The organism is Moraxella nasovis, assembly GCF_022701215.1.
Lineage (GTDB): Bacteria > Pseudomonadota > Gammaproteobacteria > Pseudomonadales > Moraxellaceae > Moraxella > Moraxella nasovis.
In genome coordinates, this window is the sequence record NZ_CP089976.1 from 390,501 (window position 1) to 411,836 (window position 21,336).

The following is a 21,336-nucleotide window of genomic DNA, read 5'->3' on the forward strand; positions in this document are numbered from 1 at the left end:
ACCAAAATTTACAAAATTTTGCCCAAAAATTGACCAGATTTGCTATGATAGCTAAGCGATTTTAGCCCATTTATCTTTTGTCATTCAACCAAGACCTTTTATGAACCTTTTTAAAAAATTACGGCAGCTATTTCAGTCATCGCCAAGCGATATGCCTAAAGACGATGTGTCTAATCATCAAAACACCCCAAGTGATACAACAAATCCAAACCATTTGGCTGATTTTTGGCTTAATCAAAAAACGATCAATGACCAAAAAGACTTTTATTTACAGCCCATCACAACCGTTATTAAACAAGTGCTTGATGAGCAAGATTTGTATTACGAACACCGACCGCCAAAAGCTGATGAATCTCGTATCCATCATCTAATTTTAAGCTTTGGTGATGATGATGGCGATGATTTGGCCTGCGTATTTCGCATTAATGAAACAAATCAGCTGGTTAGTATTTTTGGTATTTTAGATGAAATTGTACCGCAGTCGTATTTTGCTGCTGCCATGGCTAAAATCGCTTATGTCAATAACAGTCTAGGCTTTGGCAGTATTGAGCTTGACCCAAATGATGGTGAAGTGCGAGTGAAGATTTTTATGGATGCTGAATTTACCATTATCAATACGCACTCTGTCATGAGTCATATGCATGGCGTACTAGGGCTGACTAAAATTGCCAAACAGCTGATTGACGATGTGCTTACCAATGACTTATATGGTTATGATTTACGCCCCTATTTAAGACTTGATGGCGATGATGGGAATAATGCTGATGATACAGATCAATTTACCCCGACAAGCACTGTCCAATAACCATGCTTAAAATCGCCCACTCACCCCTGTTTTGCCACCCCTTGCCTATGGGTCATCGCTTCCCCATGGCAAAATATGACCTAATCCCCAAAAAACTCATCAATGATGGCGTGATTCGTGCAGATAATTTATTCCACCCACAAATGCTCTCCGAGAGTGAAATCCTAAGCACGCACAGTAATGATTATTGGCATAAATTAAAAACAGGCACACTATCTGACAAAGAGATTCGTAAAATCGGTCTGCCAATGTCAGCACAGCTTGTCAAAAGAGAACGCTACATCACCCACGCCACCTATGAATGTGCCTTATACGCACTACAATACGGCATATCACTGTCCACGTCAGGCGGAACGCATCATGGTTTTGCAGACCATGGCGAAGGGTTTTGTGTGTTTAATGATGTGTGCGTAGCAAGTAATTTACTCTTGCAAAGGGGTCAAGCTCGGCAGATATTAAGCGTGGATTTGGACGTACACCAAGGCAATGGCAATGCGTCCATTATGGCAAATAATCCTAGTGTATTTATATTTAGTATGCACGGCAAGAAAAATTACCCATTCATCAAACCACCGTCCGACCTAGATATTGAGCTTGCCGATGGTACAGGCGATGATGAATATCTACAAATCCTAACAGACACTCTGCCAAATCTTATCAAACAGACAAATCCTGACATCATCTTTTATCAAGCAGGTGTGGACGTATTGGCAACCGATAAGCTCGGCAAACTGTCGCTAACGATGGCAGGCTGTCATGAGCGAGATGAGATTGTCCTAACCACCGCTTATCAGTTTGGTGTGCCTGTGGTGGTGGTCATGGGCGGGGGATATAGTGATGATGTAAATGTGGTGGTTGATGGGCATTGTGGGGTGTTTAGGGTGGCGAGTGGGCTGGTAGGATAATGAGATTATTAACCTACCAACCTAACAATATTTATACCAAGTTTGGTTTTAGAAAAACTAGATTGAACAATTTATTAACTTTGATTAAATTTATTATGCCACCTTTCTCCAAAATCAAATAACCTACTATCAGAACACACAACATAAATTACAGACGTATCATCTTTTTTAATTCTTGTTAAAGCCACATAAATTAACTCATATGCACATTCTACAAAAGATAAATCATCTAAGATTATCATTAAAGCCTTTGACTCCCAGCCTTTGTAACTGTGAATTGTACAGGCTTTAATTGTTTGAGCACCTTTAAAGAAATATTGTTTCTTTCTGCGAGACTCCAATTTATCTGTGGAAAATATATCAGTATATCTTTTTCCATTAGATTTTAAGACTTCGCATATTTGCAACCCTAGATTATGTGTTGTAGTAATGATAGTTTGGTCGGCAAATGCCATATTTAAACTCCTAGCTACACCTTCAAATTCTAGAATATGATTTCTTAAAATTGACTTATCTAAATTTATTTCATTTATCCACCTAAATTGAAAGTTTCCTGCATTACTTGCATCTGATGAAAACATATCATTTTCATCAAATTCTATTGGCTCTGGCTTTATGATATTTGAATTTGGTAAGAATGTATCTATATAATCACAAACAAATGGAATGACAGGGAATGGTAATCTATAAGTGGCGTTTAACTCTGACCAACGACCAGAAAAACCGCAATCGGTCATCGCATCATCAGTCCAAAGATTATTTTTAGCATAAATATCCTGGGTTGAATCTGCAACTAATAACATTTCACCACCATCATTTAATAGCCTTCTTAATATGTTCCACCATCTTGGATTATAATCTTGACCCTCATCAACTAAGATGGCATCATATTTCTCATTAAAAAGCCCTTCATCTAAACATTGCTCTACCAATGCACAAAGTTTATTATCATCAACAAATTCGTCATTTTTTAAATTTTGAAATAAGGCATTATATTCTTTATCATACCCTGATTCTATACAAATTCTTGAACATAAATAATGAAAATTAAGCCATACACCTTCTTTTCTTGCTTTTGAATACTCTCTAACCGCCAAATCAGTAAGATAATTACACAAAGTAATATTAAAACTAACGACCAATACAGATTTTCCTTGCTCCAATAAATGAGTTGCTTTTTTAGCAACAACAATTGACTTTCCTGAACCAGCTGGACCCTTTAAACGTCTATAACCAGACTTTGTGCGAGTTGTCGCAAACTCCAATTGTTTTTTATCCAATTGCAATGGTTGTCTTTGTTCCTTATTTGCATCAGGCTCTATTAACCAAAACTTTAAATAACTAGCAACAATATCATTCATGGTTGAATTTTTATTATCTAGCAATCGTTTTGGAAATACATTATTAATATCGTCATAAAAAGATTCTTGGGAAATAACAAAATATTTTGCATAGGGATTCTCTTTATTAAAAATTCTACGCCCCCTATTTTCAAAAATACTATAAATTCCAGCCTTACTTAACTGCTCTTGTGTTGCCGATGGGAAAACCAAACCACAAAACAACACTCTCTTACCACTTTCAGTACCCAACTGTGGCGTGTACAGATGAATCATTTCTTTCCTATACAGCAATAATTTATCAACAGGGTTTTCAGGGCGATAAGGTTTTTCCACCCCCTTTTGTGCTTTTAAATGCAGTTTTCCATTATTGGCATAATCTGAATAATAATGGATAGCATCAAAGTTCCAATTTTTAACTTCAAAAATACAAATACCAACTTTCGGATTTACAATAATAACATCAGGACAAAGTCCATTAAAAGCAGGTTGAATATAAATTTCCCAATTTGCATTCAAATGTTTATCTAAATACTCAATAAATTGCCTTTCTCCTGACTCCAAAGGTTGCCGCAAATTATCCCATTCAGACTTTGGTGGCACAATCACTCTTTGCATGATACACTCCATAAAATAAACAACCCCCAACCATCATAGCTAGGGATTGATTATTTTTCAACAAATCACAACGCTCTCAACTGCTCCATTTGCTTATCTATCTCCCCCACTTGCCCTTGCAACTCCGCCAACTTCCCCTTCTCCGCTTCTACCACACTCGCAGGAGCCTTAGCAACAAACCCTTCATTCGCCAATTTCTTAGTGATAGCGTCCGCCTGCTGTTGTAGTTTATCACGCACTTTTTGTAGGCGGGCAAGCTCAGCACTTGGGTCAATCAAGCCTTTCATCGGCACCAAAACTTTTAAAGAGCCGATTAGAGCTTGCGATGATAATGGAACTTCATCATTGTCGCCCACAATCGTTAGGCTCTCTACTTTGGCAAGTGCCTTGAACTGGCTTTCAATGCGGTTTAGGCTTGACCGCTCTTCATCGCTCACACCTTGTAGCAATACAGGCAGACGCACAGCATTGCCCAGTTTCATCTCGCCACGGATATTTCGCACCGCACCAATTAAACCTTGTAGCCACGCCATATCATGCTCGGCTTGCTCATTGATAAGCTCTTGATTTGCCACAGGAAAATCTGCAAGCATGATACTCTTGCCTTTGATACCCAACATGGGAGCGATGGTCTGCCAAATCTCTTCGCTGATAAATGGCATGATTGGGTGGATTAGTCGCAGTGCAGTCTCCAAGGTGGCAAGTAGCACACGGCGAATTTCTGCCTTACGTTCATCAGCTACCGTGTCGTCATTTAAGACAGGTTTGACCAGCTCCAAGTACCAATCGCAATATTCATTCCAAATAAAGTCATAAATCGCCTGACTTGCCAAATCAAAACGGTAAGTCTCAAAGGCAGTATTGACCGCCTGCTCGCATTTTTGTAGTCGGCTGATTATCCATTTTTCGGACAATTCCCAAAGCTTGGGTCGTTTGGTGTCGCTGATGCTCTTACCTTCTACATTCATCAGCACAAACTTGCTGGCATTCCAAATTTTATTACAAAAATTGCGATAACCCTCCACACGTTTTAGGTCAAATTTAATATCTCGCCCTGTACTAGCAAGGCTTGCAAAAGTAAATCTAAGTGCGTCCGTGCCATAAGCCATCAGCCCTTCGGGAAATTCTTTACGTGTCGCTTTTTCAATTTTGGTGGCATCTTTGGGGTTCATAAGACCTGTGGTGCGTTTGGCAGCCAAAGCGTCCAAATCAATGCCATCAATCAAATCCAAAGGGTCTAGCACATTACCCTTAGATTTACTCATCTTTTGACCTTCACCATCACGCACCAGACCATGTACATAGACGGTTTTAAATGGCACTTGCGGTTTGCCATCTTTGTCTTTGACAAAATGCAAGGTCATCATAATCATGCGAGCCACCCAAAAGAATATGATGTCAAAGCCAGTAACCAGCACACTTGTTGGGTGAAAATGTTGCAAAATGGCATTATCAAAATCTTTGTCCGTGCCTGTCCAGTCAAGCGTGCTAAACGTCCAAAGTGCAGAACTAAACCAAGTATCTAGTACGTCTTCATCTTGGCGAAGCGGTATGTCGCCTAAGTCGTATTTGACACGCACTTCACTCTCATCACGCCCCACATAGACATTGCCAGTCTCATCATACCACGCAGGAATGCGATGTCCCCACCACAGCTGGCGTGAGATACACCAATCTTGAATGTCTTTCATCCACGCCATGTACATATTGGTGTACTGCTCTGGGACAAATTTGATGTCGCCATTTTCTACCGCCTGTATGGCAGGCTTAGCAAGCGGTGCGATTTTGACATACCATTGGTCGGTCAACAGTGGCTCAATCACCACGCCAGAGCGGTCGCCATAGGGGCGTTTTAATTCGTGGGGTTCAATTTTTTCAAGATAGCCGTACTCTTGCAAATCTTCCACGATTTTTGTGCGAGCATCAAAGCGGTCAAGCCCACGATAACGTTCTGGGGCATTGTCATTCATCGTAGCATCAAGATTCATCAAATTGATGATCTCAATGTCGTGGCGTTTGCCGACTTCATAATCATTAAAATCGTGAGCAGGGGTAATCTTCACGCACCCTGTGCCAAACTCAGGGTCAGGATAAGGGTCTGCGACAACTGGAATGATGCGGTCGGTCATGGGAACGTGTACCATCTTGCCAATCACGTCTTTATAACGCTCATCATCAGGGTGTACTGCCAAACAGCCGTCCGCCAAAATTGTCTCTGGGCGAGTGGTGGCGATGTGCATATAGCCACCGCCAAAGCTTTCGTCTTTGTCCACAAATGGGTAGCGAACATGATACATAAAGCCTTTTTCATCACGGTTTTCTACTTCCAAATCCGAGACGGCGGTTTGTAGTTTTGGGTCCCAGTTCACCAATCTTTTACCACGATAAATCAGACCTTCATCGTGCAGACGGACAAACACTTCTTTGACCACTTGGGATAAATCATCGTCCATCGTGAAACGTTCACGAGACCAGTCTACACTTGACCCAAGACGGCGGATTTGGCGTGTGATGTTACCGCCACTCTCATTTTTCCATTCCCACACTTTATCAATGAATGCCTCACGCCCCAAGTCATGACGACTTACGCCTTGCAAACCAAGCTGACGCTCCACCACCATTTGCGTAGCAATCCCTGCATGGTCGGTACCGGGTTGCCACAGAGTGTTATAGCCTTTCATGCGATGAAAACGAGTGAGTGCGTCCATGATTGTATTATTAAAGCCATGCCCCATGTGCAATGAACCTGTTACATTCGGTGGCGGAATGACGATAGAAAAGGATTTTGGCTTGTCAAGCGTAGGTTTGAAGTAGCCTTGTTGCTCCCAAATCTGATACATACCTGCTTCAAGTTCAGCTGGATTATAAGTAGTCGCTAATTTATTCATAAAATTACCTGTTAATCATTGCTTATAAAAAAATAAAATCCCCCTAATTTTACCGTAAAATTAGGGGGTTGTGTAGATTTTTTATATATCTACAAAATGCTATCAGATTTTTTTAATGTCAGCAAATGTCTAATTGTATTATCATTGAGTTTACCGATAAACAATCCAAGCATAATGATAATAATTGCGATAAATTGTAATTTTGTTAAATATTCGCCAAATAAGACATAAGCATACAAAGCAGATATAGCTGGCTGGCTAAGCACAATTAGCGAAGCGGATATGGCAGTTAAATGCCCCAAAAAATAACTCATGCCACCTTGTCCTAAAACATGAGAAAAAATTGCCAATCCTAGTAATGGAATGATGGCGTTGATGCTGGTTGGTAGTGAAAAACCCTCAAATAAAACAAATGGTATTAATGCAATAATAGAACCAATACATGAATAATACATGATAACCATAAAATCAATATCTTTTCTTAATTTATATACAGTTACCAAAAAAAGTCCATAAAAAAACGATGTTGCCAATGCCAACAAATTTCCTAAAGTATGATTTGAACCTAATTGTGCTTTTTCTAAAAATAGTAAAACAACACCAAAAACCATCACAGGGGCTGAAATCAAAAAAGAAAGCGTAGGTTTTTCTTTAAATAAATAATAAGAAATTGGCACAACCGTTAAAGCAACAAGGTTGGATAAAAGATTGGCATTAACCACCGTAGTATAAGAAAAAGAGATGTTCCATAGCACCAGATCCAAAGCTAAAAACACACCAGAGAGCATGGCAAATAATTTGTGCTTATTATTGATACTTAAAGAGCTTTTTTTGTTTCTTTTGCATAAAATATAAAATATAGGCAAGGCAAATAACACACGATAAAAAGCGGTGTTAATCGGCTCTAATGCACTATATCTGACAAATATGCCGCCCAATGCCAATAACGAAATGCAGATTAAGGCACCAAATATATACTTATTCACACTTTGGCTCCATTTTTTTAGTTATTTGGCACTCAGATTTTAATGTGATGATTGAATTTGTGACTTCCGCCTTGATAATTTAAATCCAGCTTAGCTAAAATATTTGGAGAAATCTCAACAAGTTGCGATTCGTAACTATTTTTCATCATAAGTAAACATCCTTGTTAAAGTTAAATTAAGAATAAATAAATTTTAATAAGAACAAGACACAATATCAATTTTTAGATTATGGCAGTCTTGGCGACACCTTTGGGTTTGTCTCACTCATCACCGCTGTGCCATAAGCCAACACTTCTACACCACCTGCATCTATACTTGATGTTTCAATCCTAATGCCGTAGATTTGGTTATAGCCGTGGCTTTGGGCAAGGCGTTTCATACGCACCACCGCTTCTCGGCGGGCTCGCTCCAACAGATTTTCATACACCGTTAGATTCCTACCAAACAGGCTAAGAAAGTCTGCAAACACGAGCTTAAATCGGTCTTGGGCAACAGACACACTCCCCATCACAAGCTGTCCGTCTGTCTGTGTGATGGGCATATAAAATCGCTCATTTGAGATGATGATATGAGCAAGCAGTTTCTCATCTTCATCAAGCTTGGCTAAGTGTTTATGCTCATTTGCCCTGCCAAAATACCAACCAACAAAAAACAAAACAACAGCGATAACAATTTGTAGATTGTTTAAAATAAAAGCAGTCACATCTTTCATCATCATTCCCCAAAGGGATTGTAACGTGGTATGTCTTGATGATTTGGGGTGTTTCTTATCGCCTTAACCGCCGTGCCATAGACAAAAATCTCAGACGCACCCGCTGCCACATTAGATGTAGAAAATCGCACCCCCACGATGGCATCTGCCCCAAGCTGTGTGGCTTTGGCAATCATACGCTCCACAGCCTCGGTGCGTGCTTCTTCTAGCAATTGGGTATAGGCAACCAATTCGCCACCTACGATATTTTTTAGTCCTGCCAAAAAATCCTTACCAACGTGTTTGGTGCGTACCGTGCTACCATAGACCACATCTAGGCGTTCGGTGATGGTATGGTTTGGTAGGTGCTCTAAATTAGACAGTTGCATACTTATCTCTTTACACAATTTTTTTTGACACAATAAAACATCAAATAATAATAAATCTTATTTGATTCATTCTATCACAACTTCTATCACAACATTTTTATCGCAATAAATAAGGCGATGTTGATAATATTTTTGTTCTGTTTTATCGCTTGGTTAATGGCAAACACGGCAGTCATTCAACATCATTTTGCATTCACGGCATCATCTTGTAAACAGCCAAACACCCAAAAGAGCATTTAAAAGACTATTCATCGGTATGGAATAACAAAAACAGTTCCGTGATGTTATCTTCTAGGGCATTTGCCATCTGTGCTAGCGTTTCTTCATCACGCATGTCGTCCATTTCAGGGTCAATGCCAGAGAGTATGACCATCGGCAAGGTGAGCATTGCCACATCTTCTTCGGTATTCTCATCATCAAACCAATCTACGTTCTCGTCTGAGTACATGGCATCTACAAAGCCAATTGCCCACGCCGCCAAATCGCCCTCATCACTAAAATCTTCTGCTTCTTCACTGGCATCAAAAGGCAGTTCAATCGGCTGTTCTGCTTTTAGTGTGTCGTACAGCTCTTGTCGCCATGCAACTAAAGCCTCTTTGACCTCATCAGATACCTGCTCTTCGCCCCCTTCAAAGAAAGCTGAAATCCAATTTGGTAGGGGCTTGCCCACCACCGTTGCGGTCAAAAAGCCATGTGCGGCAATCGGGTCTAAGCCCAATTGGTTGGCATCTGATGCCAAATAATCAAATAATTCTTGTTTATTCATCATATCCTCACGGTTTCATTAAGATTATTATTAAATTAATTAAGCCTGTGAAAGGCACAGGCTTAAGGTTTACATATCATCAAAGTCGTCATCGCCTTCAATATCAAACTCATCAAAGTCATCGTCTGACAATGCTCGCTCTAACTTCTTTAGACGTTGCTCTTCTAGTAACGCATCAATTTTTAGACGTTTTTCAAGTGGCTTGGCTTTAGTGTCATCTGCCAGCTTAGCATCAACATCTTCCTCAAAATCATCATCAAAATCATCATCAATATCACTCATAAAACCTCCAATATATTAAGGCTTGGACTATCACCAAAAGTCATTCAACACCACATCTGCTTATACTGACTTTTTTGTAGGTGTTTAATTATGCCTTATATCGGTTATTTTTACTTTTGTCAAGCAATTTTTAAGGGCAGTCGTATTTTAGATGTTAAGCTAGTTCTCATCAGACAATAAGACACCATCTCTGAGTGACTGCAGACGGTCTGTCGTAGCTGAAGTTAATGACACAATTTGATACATTGTGCTATCTGTGCCGACCGTGGTATCTGTTATAGGCTCAAGTTCAGCACCGACTTTTACTTCGTTATAAGACACTTCATCTAATAATAGCATTGGCGACTGATCGTGCCGCTTAGTCATTTTACGCATGGTGTCAGCATATACTGCATCGCTGACCACTGTTTTGACGTGTAAGGCAAATCGCTGAGATTCACGGTGTTTTTCATAGATGATGTTATTTAGCATAATCACCAGTTTTGATAATAAAAATGCAGCTGTAGCGACTTTTGCACGATCATCTTCGCCATATAGAGCAACTGTCGCCCCTTTATCATCAAAGTCTTTGATTACTCTTGCCTTAACACCCACGACCAAAGGCGATGTCATCAAGTGCACCACTGCCTTTTCTAATAGCTGAGTGCATAGCGAGAAGTACGCTTTTTTGGTATCCACATGAACAGCAGATAATAGGTTGTTTGGGTCGTTATACAATACTTGTACTACAAAATCTGCCTTTTGATGCGTGCTGTCATCTGCTGATTTAAGCTCATCGGTTGTTGCCTTAGCAGTGCTGTCATCTTGGTCTTTATGAGCGTGCGTAGTCTGCATTACAGACAAATCTTGACGGCTTTTTTCCTCATGCATAAACGAATCAGGATGGATAAGCACACCATGCTCTAACAGACGATTGCGCACATCTTTAGCAATCTTAAGCTGCATCTCTTGGGTTGGGCGTGCAAGATTGCCGTACAGTAACCACAGTATCGCATGCAAGGCAATAGAACTCAATAAGAACAGCCAATGCTTAGCGATGATAGACGCACGTCCAATGGACTCAGCTTTCACCACTACGCTACCTAGTGCCTTATCTCCTGTTACAACGGGTACTTTTACACTCGCTCCATCGCCACTTTCATTACCCACAGGCACGATTAGCACGTCTTTTGTGTCATACACGCCAACAAATGCGATTTGTTCTTCATCTACATAACGCTTACCGATAACGCTCATACTAACACGATCAGACGCTGGTAAAGGTACGGTCATCTCTTGGGCGAGCAAATCTGCCGATTGCTGGATCGCTGTCTGATACGTCTCACGCATCTGTCTTTCTTCGCTGACAATGAAAAATAAGATGTGTAGGCATAAACTGGCTAACACAACAAAAGCAAATAGTACTTGTCTAGGGGCTAAATAGGTCATGGCACTGCTTAATTGGTTTTGGCAAATGAATGATAGTAAAAAAAGTATGACTGTATAAACTCGCTAGAATACCACAAAATCGCAATAAAACGATGAAAATGAGTAAAAATTTATGATAAAAATTTGCAAAATGTGATAAGTTTAGTTAATATCAAAGCACTTTTTGTTTTTTTATGTTTTGCTCTTATAAAATCGCTGTTGTGGTCAATATGTAAGTTTGGCTACATTTACCAACTTCTACCACATATGTCATCACAGGAATTGCCATGACAGATTACGCTTTAGATTATCCTAAGCATCACCATCAACAAAAACAAAACTGGTACACCACTTTAACCCATGCCCTGCCCGCCCTTACTGGCACGTTAAGCGTGCATGATTTAGATGCCCTGCCTGCTTTTGCGGTAATCGTTGTATCCAAGCGTGATAACGTAGGCGAGTATATACAATCTTCTTTAAGCAACTGGCAAGCTAAAAATCCAAATTGGCAAATTACTTTCGTCCAAGATAATGATACACCAAAAGCTGACAGCGACACCTTAACTGTGTATGTTCATCGCTATGTGCTAACTCCAGCTTATAACCTACCCATGACGAAAGCCAAGCGAGCTGCTGCTGCTCACATTATTGATGAACAGATTACCCTAGCTTTACAAGATTATCATGCCGATGTACATATTTTACCAATTTCTAAGGTGCTAACAGAATATAAGCTTGCTTGCTTTGATATGGATTCCACCTTGATTGAGCAAGAAGTCATCGTTGAGCTTGCTAAATTCTGTGGCGTTGAAGATAAAATCAGCGAAATTACCGAGTCTGCCATGCGTGGCGAGATTGATTTTAGTACAAGTTTTGCCCGTCGTGTCGCCCTACTTAAAGGAGCTGATATTACCATCATTGATACCATCATTCAAAACAACCTAAGCTTTAGCCCTGGTGCAAAAATACTCATCAAAACCCTAAAGGCTCTCGGTTTTCACACCGTCTTAGTCTCTGGTGGATTTACGCCTTTTGCCAAATATGTCGCAACCACGCTTGGCATAGATGAGTATTATGCCAATGATTTATTAGCAGTGGAAGGTAAGATAACTGGTCGTGTGACAGATACCATCTTAGATGGCGATCGTAAAGCTCAAATCGTCCAAAAAGTCGCTGACAAACTCGGTATTCATACCGACCAGATGGTTTGTATTGGAGATGGGGCAAATGACCTGCCAATGATGATGGCTGCAGGACTTGGAATCGCCTATCACGCCAAACCCATCGTTCAGGCTCGTGCTGATGCAGCTGTGAATATTACAGGTCTTGAAGGTGTGCTATACGCACTAGGTTATGCTACTATATATAACACATAAAATACGCTTATTGTTTTTAAGGAATATCATGTTTACTTTGCCTATTATTGATGTCAAAACAGATGCACTAGATTTACTGCTTGCAGGCCTAGGCTTTCGTTTACATTCACTTGCCAAAAATCGTGAAAACGCATCATTTAACCGCCTAATTGAAGGCAAAAACATCACAATACAGTTCACAAGCCCCACTGTCGCACGCTATTACCGCTTTAAAAATAGTCATTTTCATCAAGTAGCAGGTACAGCTAATAATGCCGATTTAAGTATCGCTTTTAAGGACTCTATGACAGGTGCTAAGATGCTTGCTAAGTCTGATGTTACTGCCTTTATGACCGCTGTCCAAGATGGCGAGGTAACGATAACAGGCGATTATAAATTGGTGCTGTGGTTTGCAGGCGTTGCCAAACATGCTGCCAAAATCCCTGATGAATATCAAACTTATATCGATCAAGCTAAACCCTACACCAAACAAATCATCAACGCCATTAAAAATAAGCTAAAATAGCCCAATCATTAACCTGTTTTTAGCCCATCATTATTAAAAGCAGGTTTGCTATTTTTGAATAAATTGATTAAAATAAGAACAACTGTTTACTAAACCAATCTAAATCTTGTGTGAATACACTTGTCAAAAGGATTGACAACCAACAAGAATCTTATCTACCAAGGCACCGCCATGAATTTTACTCCCGTCCGTCGCACCAAAAACGATATTTCTGCTTTATTTGATTTGCCACTCATGGATTTGCTCATGCAGGCTCAAAGCGTCCATCGTCAGCATTTTAATGCCAACGAAGTGCAAATCAGCACACTACTGTCCATCAAAACAGGCAACTGCCCAGAAGACTGTGGCTACTGCTCGCAGTCAGGTCATCATCGTGATAAGACAGGTTTGGTCGCCGAAAAACGCATGGAAATCGCCAAAGTTATCAAAGAAGCCCGACGTGCCAAAGCATCAGGCTCATCTCGCTTTTGTATGGGGGCGGCATGGAAACACCCATCACCAAAAGATATGCCCTATTTGGTTGAGCTGATTGGCGAAGTTAAGGCATTGGGCTTAGAGACGTGCATGACTTTGGGTATGCTACAACCAGAACAAGCCCAAACCTTGGCGGCGGCAGGACTTGATTATTATAATCACAATCTAGACACATCAAGAAACTATTATAGCCAAGTAACCAGTACTCGCTCATACGATGACCGTATGCAGACACTAGAACACGTCAGAGATGCAGGCATTAACGTCTGCTCAGGATCTATCGTTGGTATGGGCGAAAGCCGAGACGACCGCATTGATTGGATTTTTGAACTCACTCAAATGCCCCTACCGCCACAGTCCATTCCTGTCAACCTGCTTGTCCCCATCAAAGGCACGCCACTGGGCGACAAGGTGCTATCAGAAGGCAAATTATCCGTCATTGAATGGATACGCACCATCGCCGTTACTCGCATTTGTTGTCCGACAAGCTATGTGCGTCTGTCGGCTGGGCGTGAAAGCCTGACAGACGGCGAGCAGGCACTTGCCTTTATGGCAGGGGCAAATTCGTTTTTTTATGGTGATAAACTGCTCACCACAGGCAACCAATCACAAGCCAATGATGACCGTCTCATGGCAGAGCTTGGCTTGACTGCCCAAAAGCCCACTCCCAAACCAAAAATCATCAATGCCATGACAGGCAATGATTATCGTGATGAGCCATGCTCGCTGTCCGCTTAGCTTGTATTCATGTGTCTGTATTCATGTATGCCATCGTCCTACACGATTATCCATGAAGCACATGAGCGGTCTTGGTAGTTGGCTTATTACAAATACAACTTGACCAAATCCGCAAGTGCCAATCAAGCCAAACCAAATAAAGCAACTAAGACAGCTTTAATGAGCCTTGTTATGGCTTTTAACTTTAATTCATCAAGGGTATTTTTATGAAAATTTGTTCCACAAAAAAGGCATTATGCCTATCTGTCATCGCTGTACTTAGCAGTCATGTTTATGCCAAAGAGTTTAGCCAGACCATCTTTTTTGGTGATAGCCTAACCGACTCTGGTCGCTTGGCAAATACCGTCAATAGTGGCTTTATCAAAAATATCACAGGCGAATTACAAAACTCTTTCACCACCAATCCTGACCCCACTTGGGCAGGCGTACTTGCCAAGCATTATGGACACGATGCCATCGCCCACAAAGATAAGCTCAATCAGACCAACTACGCCGTCAGCTCCGCTCAGGTGAGTACCCCTGTAAACTTGTTTGGTTTTGTGTCAGTCGCCCCTGTGAACAAGCAAGTTGATGGCTACTTAAAAGAAGCAAAACAAGCTGATAAAGATGCTCTATATGCAGTGTGGATCGGTGCAAATGACTTGTTGGCAGCCGCCCAAATCAACAACACCACAGATGCCATCAAAGCCATCAAAAAAGCAGCGACTGACGAGAGCGATGTGGTGAACACCCTGCATACCGCTGGTGCAAGGCATATTTTGGTGCCTAATCTGCCTGATGTGGGCAAAACACCACGCTTGATACAAAACGCCGAACAGTCAGTCACCGCCACCACAGCCTCTGGTATCTACAACCGAAGCCTATATCAAAATCTAAACAACAGCAACGCCAACGTCATACCTGCCAACACCTTTGCCCTACTCCAAGAAGCCAACGCCAATCCTCAAGCATTTGGCTTCACCAATGTAACAGACACCGCTTGTCCAAATCAAGGGGGCGAATCTGCCCAAGCGATTTTATGCAAACAAAGCGATTGGCAAAGCACCGAACCCAACGCCAACGAAACCTACGCTTTTGCTGATGGCATTCACCCATCAGGTCGTACGCACCGTATTTTGGCTCAGTATTATACGTCCATCATTGACACCCCTGCTAAATTTGCCCGCCTGCCCAGACAGCTATTCATTCAAGGCAATACTACTGCCGATGAGCTAAATAAACAGCTGAATCTTTTGGGTCAAACGCCAACAAATACAGCACAAAATTCGCTTTGGGCGAAGCTGTCTGTTGATACTGCCAAGCAAAATGACAATAAAAACAGACCTGCATTTACCTTAGGCTTAGACCACGCCAACGAAAACAGCCACACAGGCATCTATCTAAACCAAGCTTCTAAGTACAGCACCCTTGACAAACACCTGACCGCACGCACGAACCAAGTGGGCGTTGGGCTTTATCATCGCCATGACATCGGCAATATTCGTGTCAATGCCAGTGCAGGCATGGACAGACTTGGCATTGAAAGCCAAAGAACGGTTGCATGGGACGGACAAGCACGCACACATACAGGCAAAACAACCGCCAGACGCACGCACGCCAATCTACAAGCAAGCTATGGCGTTGATATGAACCGTCTAAGCGTGCGTCCTTATGTGGGTGCTAACATACAAAAACTACGCATTGACACACTGACCGAAAATGAGCCAAACCTGTCTACCGCACTGCGTTTTCATGAGCAAAGCCAAAAACTCATCAATGCCAACGTTGGCGTAGACGTGGCGTATCATCTCACGGACAACGCACAGATTATCGCAGGGATTGGTCATGAACGCTCACTGAGCAATGATGACCCACAAGTCATCACCACGTCTTTGCCGTCTATTCATGAATACACCAAAGGGTTTCAAACCACCATCAAAAATGATAAACCAAACAGCACCACAGCCAATCTTGGTGGCGTGATACATCTTGGCAACAACACCCTAAGTGCCAGCATCACTGCCAATCGCCAAAACCAAGACACCGACACCCATCTTGGTGGCTTTGTTGGGCTACAAAGTCAATTTTAAGCACCCACCACCCACAAAAAAAGATGGTATAATATGCCATCTTTTTTTTTATTAAAGCCAATACCATGTTGATGTATCTTAAAGCCTTTCATATTATTGCCGTTATCTGTTGGTTTGCGGGGATTTTTTATTTGCCCCGTTTGTTTGTATATCATGCCATGAGCGATGATGTCATCAGCCAAGAGCGGTTTGTTGTCATGGAAAGAAAGCTATATCGTGGCATCATGAATCCTGCCATGATGCTAACTTGGCTATTGGGATTGTCTATGGTGGTGATGAATTGGGATATTTACAAAACGCAAGGCTGGCTACACGCCAAAATCATCTTGGTGATTTTATTGACCGTGTATCATGTGGTCTGTGGTAAGTTTCGCCTAAAACTGATGGCTAACCACGCCTACAAATCTCACGTCTATTGGCGATGGTTTAATGAAATCCCTGTGTTTATCTTAATTGGTGTTGTGCTACTTGTCGTGATTAAGCCGTTTTAGGTAAAGCCATTAGCTATTTTAAGCAAAGTCGTTTTAACCGAAACACCCAACAATATCAGCATCACAATATCAGCATCACAATATCAGCATCACAATATCAGCATCACAATATCAGCATCACAATATCAGCACACAACAAGCCAAATACTCAGCACAGCATATTTAGCATAGCCATCAAAAACACACCACAGCTTTCAATGACAAAGGCAAAAAGTGGATAAAGACAAAAAAGGATAAAAGTTAGCCCTGCATTTTGATGGTTTTTTGTTGTTTGGCGATATCTTTACCCATCAGCACCGATTGGGCGACCATCAGCTCTTTTTCATGCTCAAATCCTGAAATTTGCCACGTTTTATCCTTATCCTTGATAATCAGCGTGTCATTGGCGACAATGATTTGGGCGGTTGGGCTAAGCTGTACGGCATGATGACCACAACAAAAGGATTGATTTTTTAGCACCAAATGACCAGATGTGATAGATAGACGGCTTTTGGCTTTCGCCTTGATTGTATTAAAAATAAAAATCACCACCGCAAATACCGCCATCATACCAATCGTTATCTGTACCTTTTGGGTCATCGCTACCACCGCCACGATGAGTGCAAGCACCACCAAAACGATTGACACCCAAAACAGCGAGTTACTCTGTTTGCCATGCAGTGCAATCTCTACGCCATCATCTATTACTTTTAGCATCACCAACCCAACGCTTGCTTTTGGATTTCAAACAGCTCGCCGATGCCTTTTTCGGCAAAATCTAGCATGACATTGAGCTCATCACGGCTAAAATGCTTATCTTCTGCCGTCCCTTGTATCTCAATAATTCCGCCCATCTGCGTCATCACGACATTCAAATCCGTATCACAAGTAGAATCTTCGGCATAGTCCAAATCCAAGTACGCTTGTCCATTTTTGATGCCCACCGAGACCGCCGCCACAAGACCAATCAATGGGTCTTTGGTCAGTTTTTTATCTCGTTGTAGGCTTTCTAATGCGTCAATGACCGCCACCGCCGCCCCTGTGATACTGGCGGTGCGAGTACCGCCATCAGCTTGAATGACATCACAATCAATATAAATGGTCTTCTCACCAAGTTTGGACAAATCAATCATCGCACGCAACGACCGCCCAATGAGTCGCTGAATTTCTTGGGTGCGTCCAGACTGCTTGCCACGAGTCGCTTCTCGTTGGGTGCGGGTGCCTGTGGCTCGTGGTAGCATACCGTATTCGGCGGTCAGCCAGCCTTGTCCTTGTCCTTTTAACCAACGTGGCACACCTGTCTCAATACTTGCGGTACAAAGCACTTTGGTATCGCCAAACGACACCAACACAGAACCTTCTGCGTGCTTGGTGTAGTTGCGTGTTAATGAAATGGAGCGAAGCTCGTTAAAAGCACGGTGATTGTGTCGCATGGCAATTACTCTTATAAAAATTTAGACTATTGTAACAAGTTTTTGTCCAAATTAAAAACCTACAATGAAAAATATCAACACACTCTATTCTTGTGGACTTTTATCATTTAATAGGTCGTCTTGACGTTTTTGTAGTTCTTCATCTAGTGTATGCAATATCCGAATATCAGGCACAGTATTAACAATCTCATCTTCTGGCACACCGCACAAAATACCTTTTGCCCTTGCTCGAGCTTCATCTTTACTCTGCGATTTTTGAGCCTGAGACTTTTGAGCTTGATTGACGTCCAATTTTTGTTCTAAGGCACTGGCGGTCATCGTCTCAATCTTATCATCAAAGCGAATCTGATAATTGGGTCCAGGCAGAGCAAATCCATGTGTTTCAAGAGCGTGTTTCACTTCACGAATGCCTAGCGTTCTGGCTGTTTTAAAATTGATTTGTTCTTGATTAACCCATGCAGAAAATTCAATAATCACCGCAAAATCGCCCACATCAATGATATTGGCACTCGCTTTGGGCGTATCTAATACAAAATCTAGCTGATTTAATGCATCTACCCCCACTTTGATGGCTGCCAATGGGTCATCATCTGGGTCAACCCCCAATTCAAACACAAAACGCCTGTCCGTATTTTTAGAATAATTTAAAATTGTCCCAGTAAAAACTTCTGAATTGGGCAATCGTAATTGGTTACCATTTAATGTCATTAAAATGGTTGCCCTACTGGTCAAGCGAACCACGATACCTTCATAATTATTGATTCTTACATGGTCTTTGACACGAAATGGCTGACGAAGCGATAACATCAAAGATGCAATGTAGTTTTCAATAGAATCCTTCACCGCAAAGCCCACTGCCACGCCCAAAATACTTGCCCCACCAAGCAATGTGCCAATAATCGCCTGAGCCCCCATCAAATACAGCCCTGCAATCACACCAATCAGAGCAAAGCCAAAACGTATAATTTGCGAGACAAGTTCAGCCACAAAAACGTTCGGCGTGATTTTTCGCCAAAACCACTCACGTCCAGCGAAAAACCCACCAATTTTCCAAAAAATCCACATCACCAAAAGCGACAACGCTAATAAGGGCAAGGCACGCACCACATCTACCGAACGGTCTTTTAGATTTTTTAAAAATGGGGTGACATTCTCTTGTAAATCTAGCGTACGAGTAAGCTCATCATTGACTGGTAGACTACTCATCTGCTTAGCAAGATTGACCGCCTGTGTAGCTTTGGCGTCATTTGGCACATCGCCTGACAACGTAACACCCAAGCCATCTACGGCAATCTGCACATCTTTTAGACCATCTATTTGAGTATAAATACCAAGTAGCTGGGATTTTAATAATGAATAGTCGTGCGTGTCTTTTGGTGTAAATTTAAGAACGCTGTTATCTTGTGGGGCTGTGTCATTGGTTGCATGGGCTTGATTAGCAGAAACTCCGCCATTGAGTGCGGTATTAATAACCAATGAATCATCGGCATAGCTTGGCATAACCGACCCAAAAACAGCGAGCAACACTAGGGATTTTAATAACTTCATAACATAAGAACTAGAATATAAGAGCTAGAATAAGAGCTTGGAAATTAAGGGCTTGGGTTAATTGTTTGGTAGATTAGCATATTTTTGCATATCTTTATATATTTTTGTTGTAAATACCCTATAATAATCACACACCCAATTATTTAAGGAATCATCATGGCGATACAAGCTTGGCATTGGCTCGTTTTTGGGTTGGTGCTTTGCCTATTAGAGATATTCGTACCCACCTTTTTCTTGCTGTGGTTTGGGCTGTCGGCGATATTGGTGGCACTCATCGCATGGGTATTATCCCCATCAATGTCTGTCTTAGTTGTCTTGTGGCTTATTGTTTCTGTACTGCTCTTGTGGCTTATTGTTTCTGTACTGCTTTGTGCTACTTGGTTTGCATTCTTTAAACCCAAGATGACAAATAAAACCACGGCAGGGCTTGGGGGTAGCAGTATTATTGGTGATACAGGGGTCATCATCAATGCACAAGGTCATTTGGGCGTGGTGCAATTTGCCGTGCCAAAACTTGGGTCAAGGCAGTGGGAATGCCAAAGCGATGAGATATTGATGGTGGGTGATGGTGTACAAATCACTCAAATCATCGGCAATAAACTGATTGTACAAAAACATCTTATTGAAAAAACATCTTATCAAAACCACGCTTGATTGACATTGAATTTTAAAGTGTGTATCCCACACAAAACGTCATCGGAGTAAGCTTATGACAACAGACATCATAGATATGATATTAGGACAATTCATCGCAACGAATGTGATATTGGTTGTGCTCGTGATTTTTACTATTTTTACCATATTTAAGGGCGTGCGTCTTGTGCCACAAGGCTACAAATGGGTTGTCCAACGACTTGGCAAATACCATCGCACCTTAGAACCCGGTCTTAATTTCATCATTCCTTTTGTGGATACGGTGTCATATAAAGTTACCACCAAAGACATCGTATTAGACATTCCTAGCCAAGAAGTCATCACCAAAGACAACGTGGTCATCATCGCCAATGCCGTCGCCTACATCAGCATTATCCGCCCAGAACATGCGGTCTATGGGATAGAAAACTATCAGTACGGCATTCAAAATCTGGTACAAACATCACTACGCTCCATTGTCGGTGAGATGGATTTGGATAACGCCTTATCTAGCCGTGATCAAATCAAAGCACAGCTAAAACACGCCATCTCAGATGACATTGCCGATTGGGGCATCACCCTAAAAACCGTAGAAATCCAAGACATCAAACCATCAACCACCATGCAGTTGGCGATGGAAGAGCAAGCAGCGGCTGAACGACAACGCCGTGCCACCGTAACTCGTGCCGATGGTCAAAAACAAGCAGCAATCTTAGAAGCAGATGGACGACTTGAAGCATCTCGCCGTGATGCCGAAGCCCAAGTGGTGCTTGCTCGTGGCTCAGAAGAATCTATCCGCCTTATCAGTCAAGCTATGGACGGCAAAGAAATGCCTGTCATCTATTTGCTTGGCGAACAATACATCAAGGCAATGAATGAGATGGCTCAATCAACCAACGCCAAAACCATCGTCATACCAGCAGACATTGTCAATACCGTCAAAGGTTTGGTTGGCGATAAGCTAAAATAAACCCAGTCAGCTTAGCAAATAAAAACCGTCAAAAGACGGTTTT

20 protein-coding genes are annotated in these 21,336 nt (G+C 41.7%); 9 read left to right on the forward strand and 11 right to left on the reverse strand.

Translation table 11 applies throughout. The features are described from left to right. Positions 1-100: 100 nt before the first annotated feature. Positions 101-805 (forward strand): type III secretion system chaperone family protein, encoded by a 705-nt coding sequence (locus LU293_RS01955; protein ID WP_242748250.1) that lies wholly within the window; start codon positions 101-103, stop codon positions 803-805. 2 nt (positions 806-807) lie between these two features. Then, positions 808-1,710: a histone deacetylase family protein gene (locus LU293_RS01960; RefSeq protein ID WP_242748251.1), complete on the forward strand. Its 903-nt coding sequence runs from the start codon at positions 808-810 to the stop codon at positions 1,708-1,710. Positions 1,711-1,784: 74 nt separating this feature from the next. On the opposite strand, the gene LU293_RS01965 is transcribed toward LU293_RS01960, so the two are convergent. The 8 genes from LU293_RS01965 to LU293_RS02000 all read right to left on the reverse strand — a co-directional run bounded on the left by LU293_RS01965 (position 1,785) and on the right by LU293_RS02000 (position 11,098). Beyond that, entirely contained in the window at positions 1,785-3,668 is a 1,884-nt protein-coding gene (locus tag LU293_RS01965) for a UvrD-helicase domain-containing protein (protein WP_242748252.1), read from the reverse strand. A 65-nt stretch (positions 3,669-3,733) separates the two neighbouring features. Further along, positions 3,734-6,556, reverse strand: coding sequence for a valine--tRNA ligase (locus tag LU293_RS01970; RefSeq protein ID WP_242748253.1), 2,823 nt, complete (start codon positions 6,554-6,556; stop codon positions 3,734-3,736). Positions 6,557-6,645: 89 nt separating this feature from the next. After that, positions 6,646-7,542, reverse strand: a complete 897-nt coding sequence (locus LU293_RS01975) for a DMT family transporter (protein WP_242748254.1) — start codon at positions 7,540-7,542, stop codon at positions 6,646-6,648. 226 nt (positions 7,543-7,768) lie between these two features. Then, the gene (locus LU293_RS01980; RefSeq protein WP_242748255.1) at positions 7,769-8,254 is read right to left on the reverse strand and encodes a YbjQ family protein; all 486 of its coding nucleotides are present in this window, start codon (positions 8,252-8,254) and stop codon (positions 7,769-7,771) included. A gap of 2 nt (positions 8,255-8,256) precedes the next feature. Continuing rightward, entirely contained in the window at positions 8,257-8,622 is a 366-nt protein-coding gene (locus LU293_RS01985) for a YbjQ family protein (protein WP_242748256.1), read from the reverse strand. Between the two features lie 244 nt (positions 8,623-8,866). Continuing rightward, positions 8,867-9,388, reverse strand: a complete 522-nt coding sequence (locus LU293_RS01990) for a YecA/YgfB family protein (RefSeq protein WP_242749602.1) — start codon at positions 9,386-9,388, stop codon at positions 8,867-8,869. 69 nt (positions 9,389-9,457) lie between these two features. Beyond that, positions 9,458-9,670, reverse strand: a complete 213-nt coding sequence (locus tag LU293_RS01995; RefSeq protein WP_242748257.1) for a PA3496 family putative envelope integrity protein — start codon at positions 9,668-9,670, stop codon at positions 9,458-9,460. A 159-nt stretch (positions 9,671-9,829) separates the two neighbouring features. Further along, positions 9,830-11,098 carry a hypothetical protein gene (locus LU293_RS02000; RefSeq protein WP_242748258.1) on the reverse strand — a complete coding sequence of 423 codons (1,269 nt, stop codon included), beginning with the start codon at positions 11,096-11,098 and terminating at the stop codon, positions 9,830-9,832. Positions 11,099-11,364: 266 nt separating this feature from the next. Here LU293_RS02000 and serB point away from each other — a divergent pair, with 266 nt between their 5' ends. The 5 genes from serB to LU293_RS02025 all read left to right on the forward strand — a co-directional run bounded on the left by serB (position 11,365) and on the right by LU293_RS02025 (position 16,730). After that, complete coding sequence (gene serB, locus LU293_RS02005; protein WP_242748259.1) at positions 11,365-12,453, forward strand: phosphoserine phosphatase SerB; 1,089 nt, start codon at positions 11,365-11,367, stop codon at positions 12,451-12,453. A gap of 28 nt (positions 12,454-12,481) precedes the next feature. After that, on the forward strand, positions 12,482-12,958 hold the full coding sequence (locus tag LU293_RS02010) for a hypothetical protein (protein ID WP_242748260.1): 477 nt from the start codon (positions 12,482-12,484) through the stop codon (positions 12,956-12,958). Between the two features lie 171 nt (positions 12,959-13,129). Then, entirely contained in the window at positions 13,130-14,170 is a 1,041-nt protein-coding gene (bioB, locus tag LU293_RS02015; RefSeq protein WP_242748261.1) for a biotin synthase BioB, read from the forward strand. Between the two features lie 206 nt (positions 14,171-14,376). Then, positions 14,377-16,239, forward strand: a complete 1,863-nt coding sequence (locus tag LU293_RS02020) for an autotransporter domain-containing protein (protein WP_242748262.1) — start codon at positions 14,377-14,379, stop codon at positions 16,237-16,239. Between the two features lie 65 nt (positions 16,240-16,304). Next, the gene (locus LU293_RS02025; RefSeq protein ID WP_242748263.1) at positions 16,305-16,730 is read left to right on the forward strand and encodes a CopD family protein; all 426 of its coding nucleotides are present in this window, start codon (positions 16,305-16,307) and stop codon (positions 16,728-16,730) included. A gap of 240 nt (positions 16,731-16,970) precedes the next feature. Here the strand turns inward: LU293_RS02025 and LU293_RS02030 are convergent, their stop codons facing one another. The 3 genes from LU293_RS02030 to LU293_RS02040 form a co-directional block, all read right to left on the reverse strand. Continuing rightward, positions 16,971-17,426 (reverse strand): hypothetical protein, encoded by a 456-nt coding sequence (locus LU293_RS02030; RefSeq protein WP_242748264.1) that lies wholly within the window; start codon positions 17,424-17,426, stop codon positions 16,971-16,973. Then, on the reverse strand, positions 17,426-18,142 hold the full coding sequence (gene rph / locus LU293_RS02035) for a ribonuclease PH (RefSeq protein ID WP_242748265.1): 717 nt from the start codon (positions 18,140-18,142) through the stop codon (positions 17,426-17,428). The genes LU293_RS02030 and rph overlap by 1 nt, the downstream gene beginning before the upstream one ends. Positions 18,143-18,226: 84 nt before the next feature. Next, positions 18,227-19,690 (reverse strand): mechanosensitive ion channel domain-containing protein, encoded by a 1,464-nt coding sequence (locus LU293_RS02040; RefSeq protein WP_242748266.1) that lies wholly within the window; start codon positions 19,688-19,690, stop codon positions 18,227-18,229. A gap of 156 nt (positions 19,691-19,846) precedes the next feature. Between LU293_RS02040 and LU293_RS02045 the strand changes: the two genes are divergently transcribed. Continuing rightward, positions 19,847-20,344 (forward strand): NfeD family protein, encoded by a 498-nt coding sequence (locus tag LU293_RS02045; RefSeq protein ID WP_242748267.1) that lies wholly within the window; start codon positions 19,847-19,849, stop codon positions 20,342-20,344. 76 nt (positions 20,345-20,420) lie between these two features. Then, positions 20,421-21,293, forward strand: coding sequence for an SPFH domain-containing protein (locus LU293_RS02050; protein ID WP_375540354.1), 873 nt, complete (start codon positions 20,421-20,423; stop codon positions 21,291-21,293). The last annotated feature ends 43 nt before the right edge of the window (positions 21,294-21,336 follow it).

Bases quoted from the DNA above. Each gene is read 5' to 3' on its own strand.
- LU293_RS01955 (WP_242748250.1), top strand. From the start codon at position 101: ATGAACCTTTTTAAAAAATTACGGCAGCTATTTCAGTCATCGCCAAGC.
- LU293_RS01960 (WP_242748251.1), top strand. From the start codon at position 808: ATGCTTAAAATCGCCCACTCACCCCTGTTTTGCCACCCCTTGCCTATG.
- LU293_RS01965 (WP_242748252.1), bottom strand. From the start codon at position 3,668: ATGCAAAGAGTGATTGTGCCACCAAAGTCTGAATGGGATAATTTGCGG.
- LU293_RS01970 (WP_242748253.1), bottom strand. From the start codon at position 6,556: ATGAATAAATTAGCGACTACTTATAATCCAGCTGAACTTGAAGCAGGT.
- LU293_RS01980 (WP_242748255.1), bottom strand. From the start codon at position 8,254: ATGAAAGATGTGACTGCTTTTATTTTAAACAATCTACAAATTGTTATC.
- LU293_RS01985 (WP_242748256.1), bottom strand. From the start codon at position 8,622: ATGCAACTGTCTAATTTAGAGCACCTACCAAACCATACCATCACCGAA.
- LU293_RS01990 (WP_242749602.1), bottom strand. From the start codon at position 9,388: ATGAATAAACAAGAATTATTTGATTATTTGGCATCAGATGCCAACCAA.
- LU293_RS01995 (WP_242748257.1), bottom strand. From the start codon at position 9,670: ATGAGTGATATTGATGATGATTTTGATGATGATTTTGAGGAAGATGTT.
- LU293_RS02000 (WP_242748258.1), bottom strand. From the start codon at position 11,098: ATGACCTATTTAGCCCCTAGACAAGTACTATTTGCTTTTGTTGTGTTA.
- serB (WP_242748259.1), top strand. From the start codon at position 11,365: ATGACAGATTACGCTTTAGATTATCCTAAGCATCACCATCAACAAAAA.
- LU293_RS02010 (WP_242748260.1), top strand. From the start codon at position 12,482: ATGTTTACTTTGCCTATTATTGATGTCAAAACAGATGCACTAGATTTA.
- bioB (WP_242748261.1), top strand. From the start codon at position 13,130: ATGAATTTTACTCCCGTCCGTCGCACCAAAAACGATATTTCTGCTTTA.
- LU293_RS02020 (WP_242748262.1), top strand. From the start codon at position 14,377: ATGAAAATTTGTTCCACAAAAAAGGCATTATGCCTATCTGTCATCGCT.
- LU293_RS02025 (WP_242748263.1), top strand. From the start codon at position 16,305: ATGTTGATGTATCTTAAAGCCTTTCATATTATTGCCGTTATCTGTTGG.
- LU293_RS02030 (WP_242748264.1), bottom strand. From the start codon at position 17,426: ATGCTAAAAGTAATAGATGATGGCGTAGAGATTGCACTGCATGGCAAA.
- rph (WP_242748265.1), bottom strand. From the start codon at position 18,142: ATGCGACACAATCACCGTGCTTTTAACGAGCTTCGCTCCATTTCATTA.
- LU293_RS02040 (WP_242748266.1), bottom strand. From the start codon at position 19,690: ATGAAGTTATTAAAATCCCTAGTGTTGCTCGCTGTTTTTGGGTCGGTT.
- LU293_RS02045 (WP_242748267.1), top strand. From the start codon at position 19,847: ATGGCGATACAAGCTTGGCATTGGCTCGTTTTTGGGTTGGTGCTTTGC.
- LU293_RS02050 (WP_375540354.1), top strand. From the start codon at position 20,421: ATGATATTAGGACAATTCATCGCAACGAATGTGATATTGGTTGTGCTC.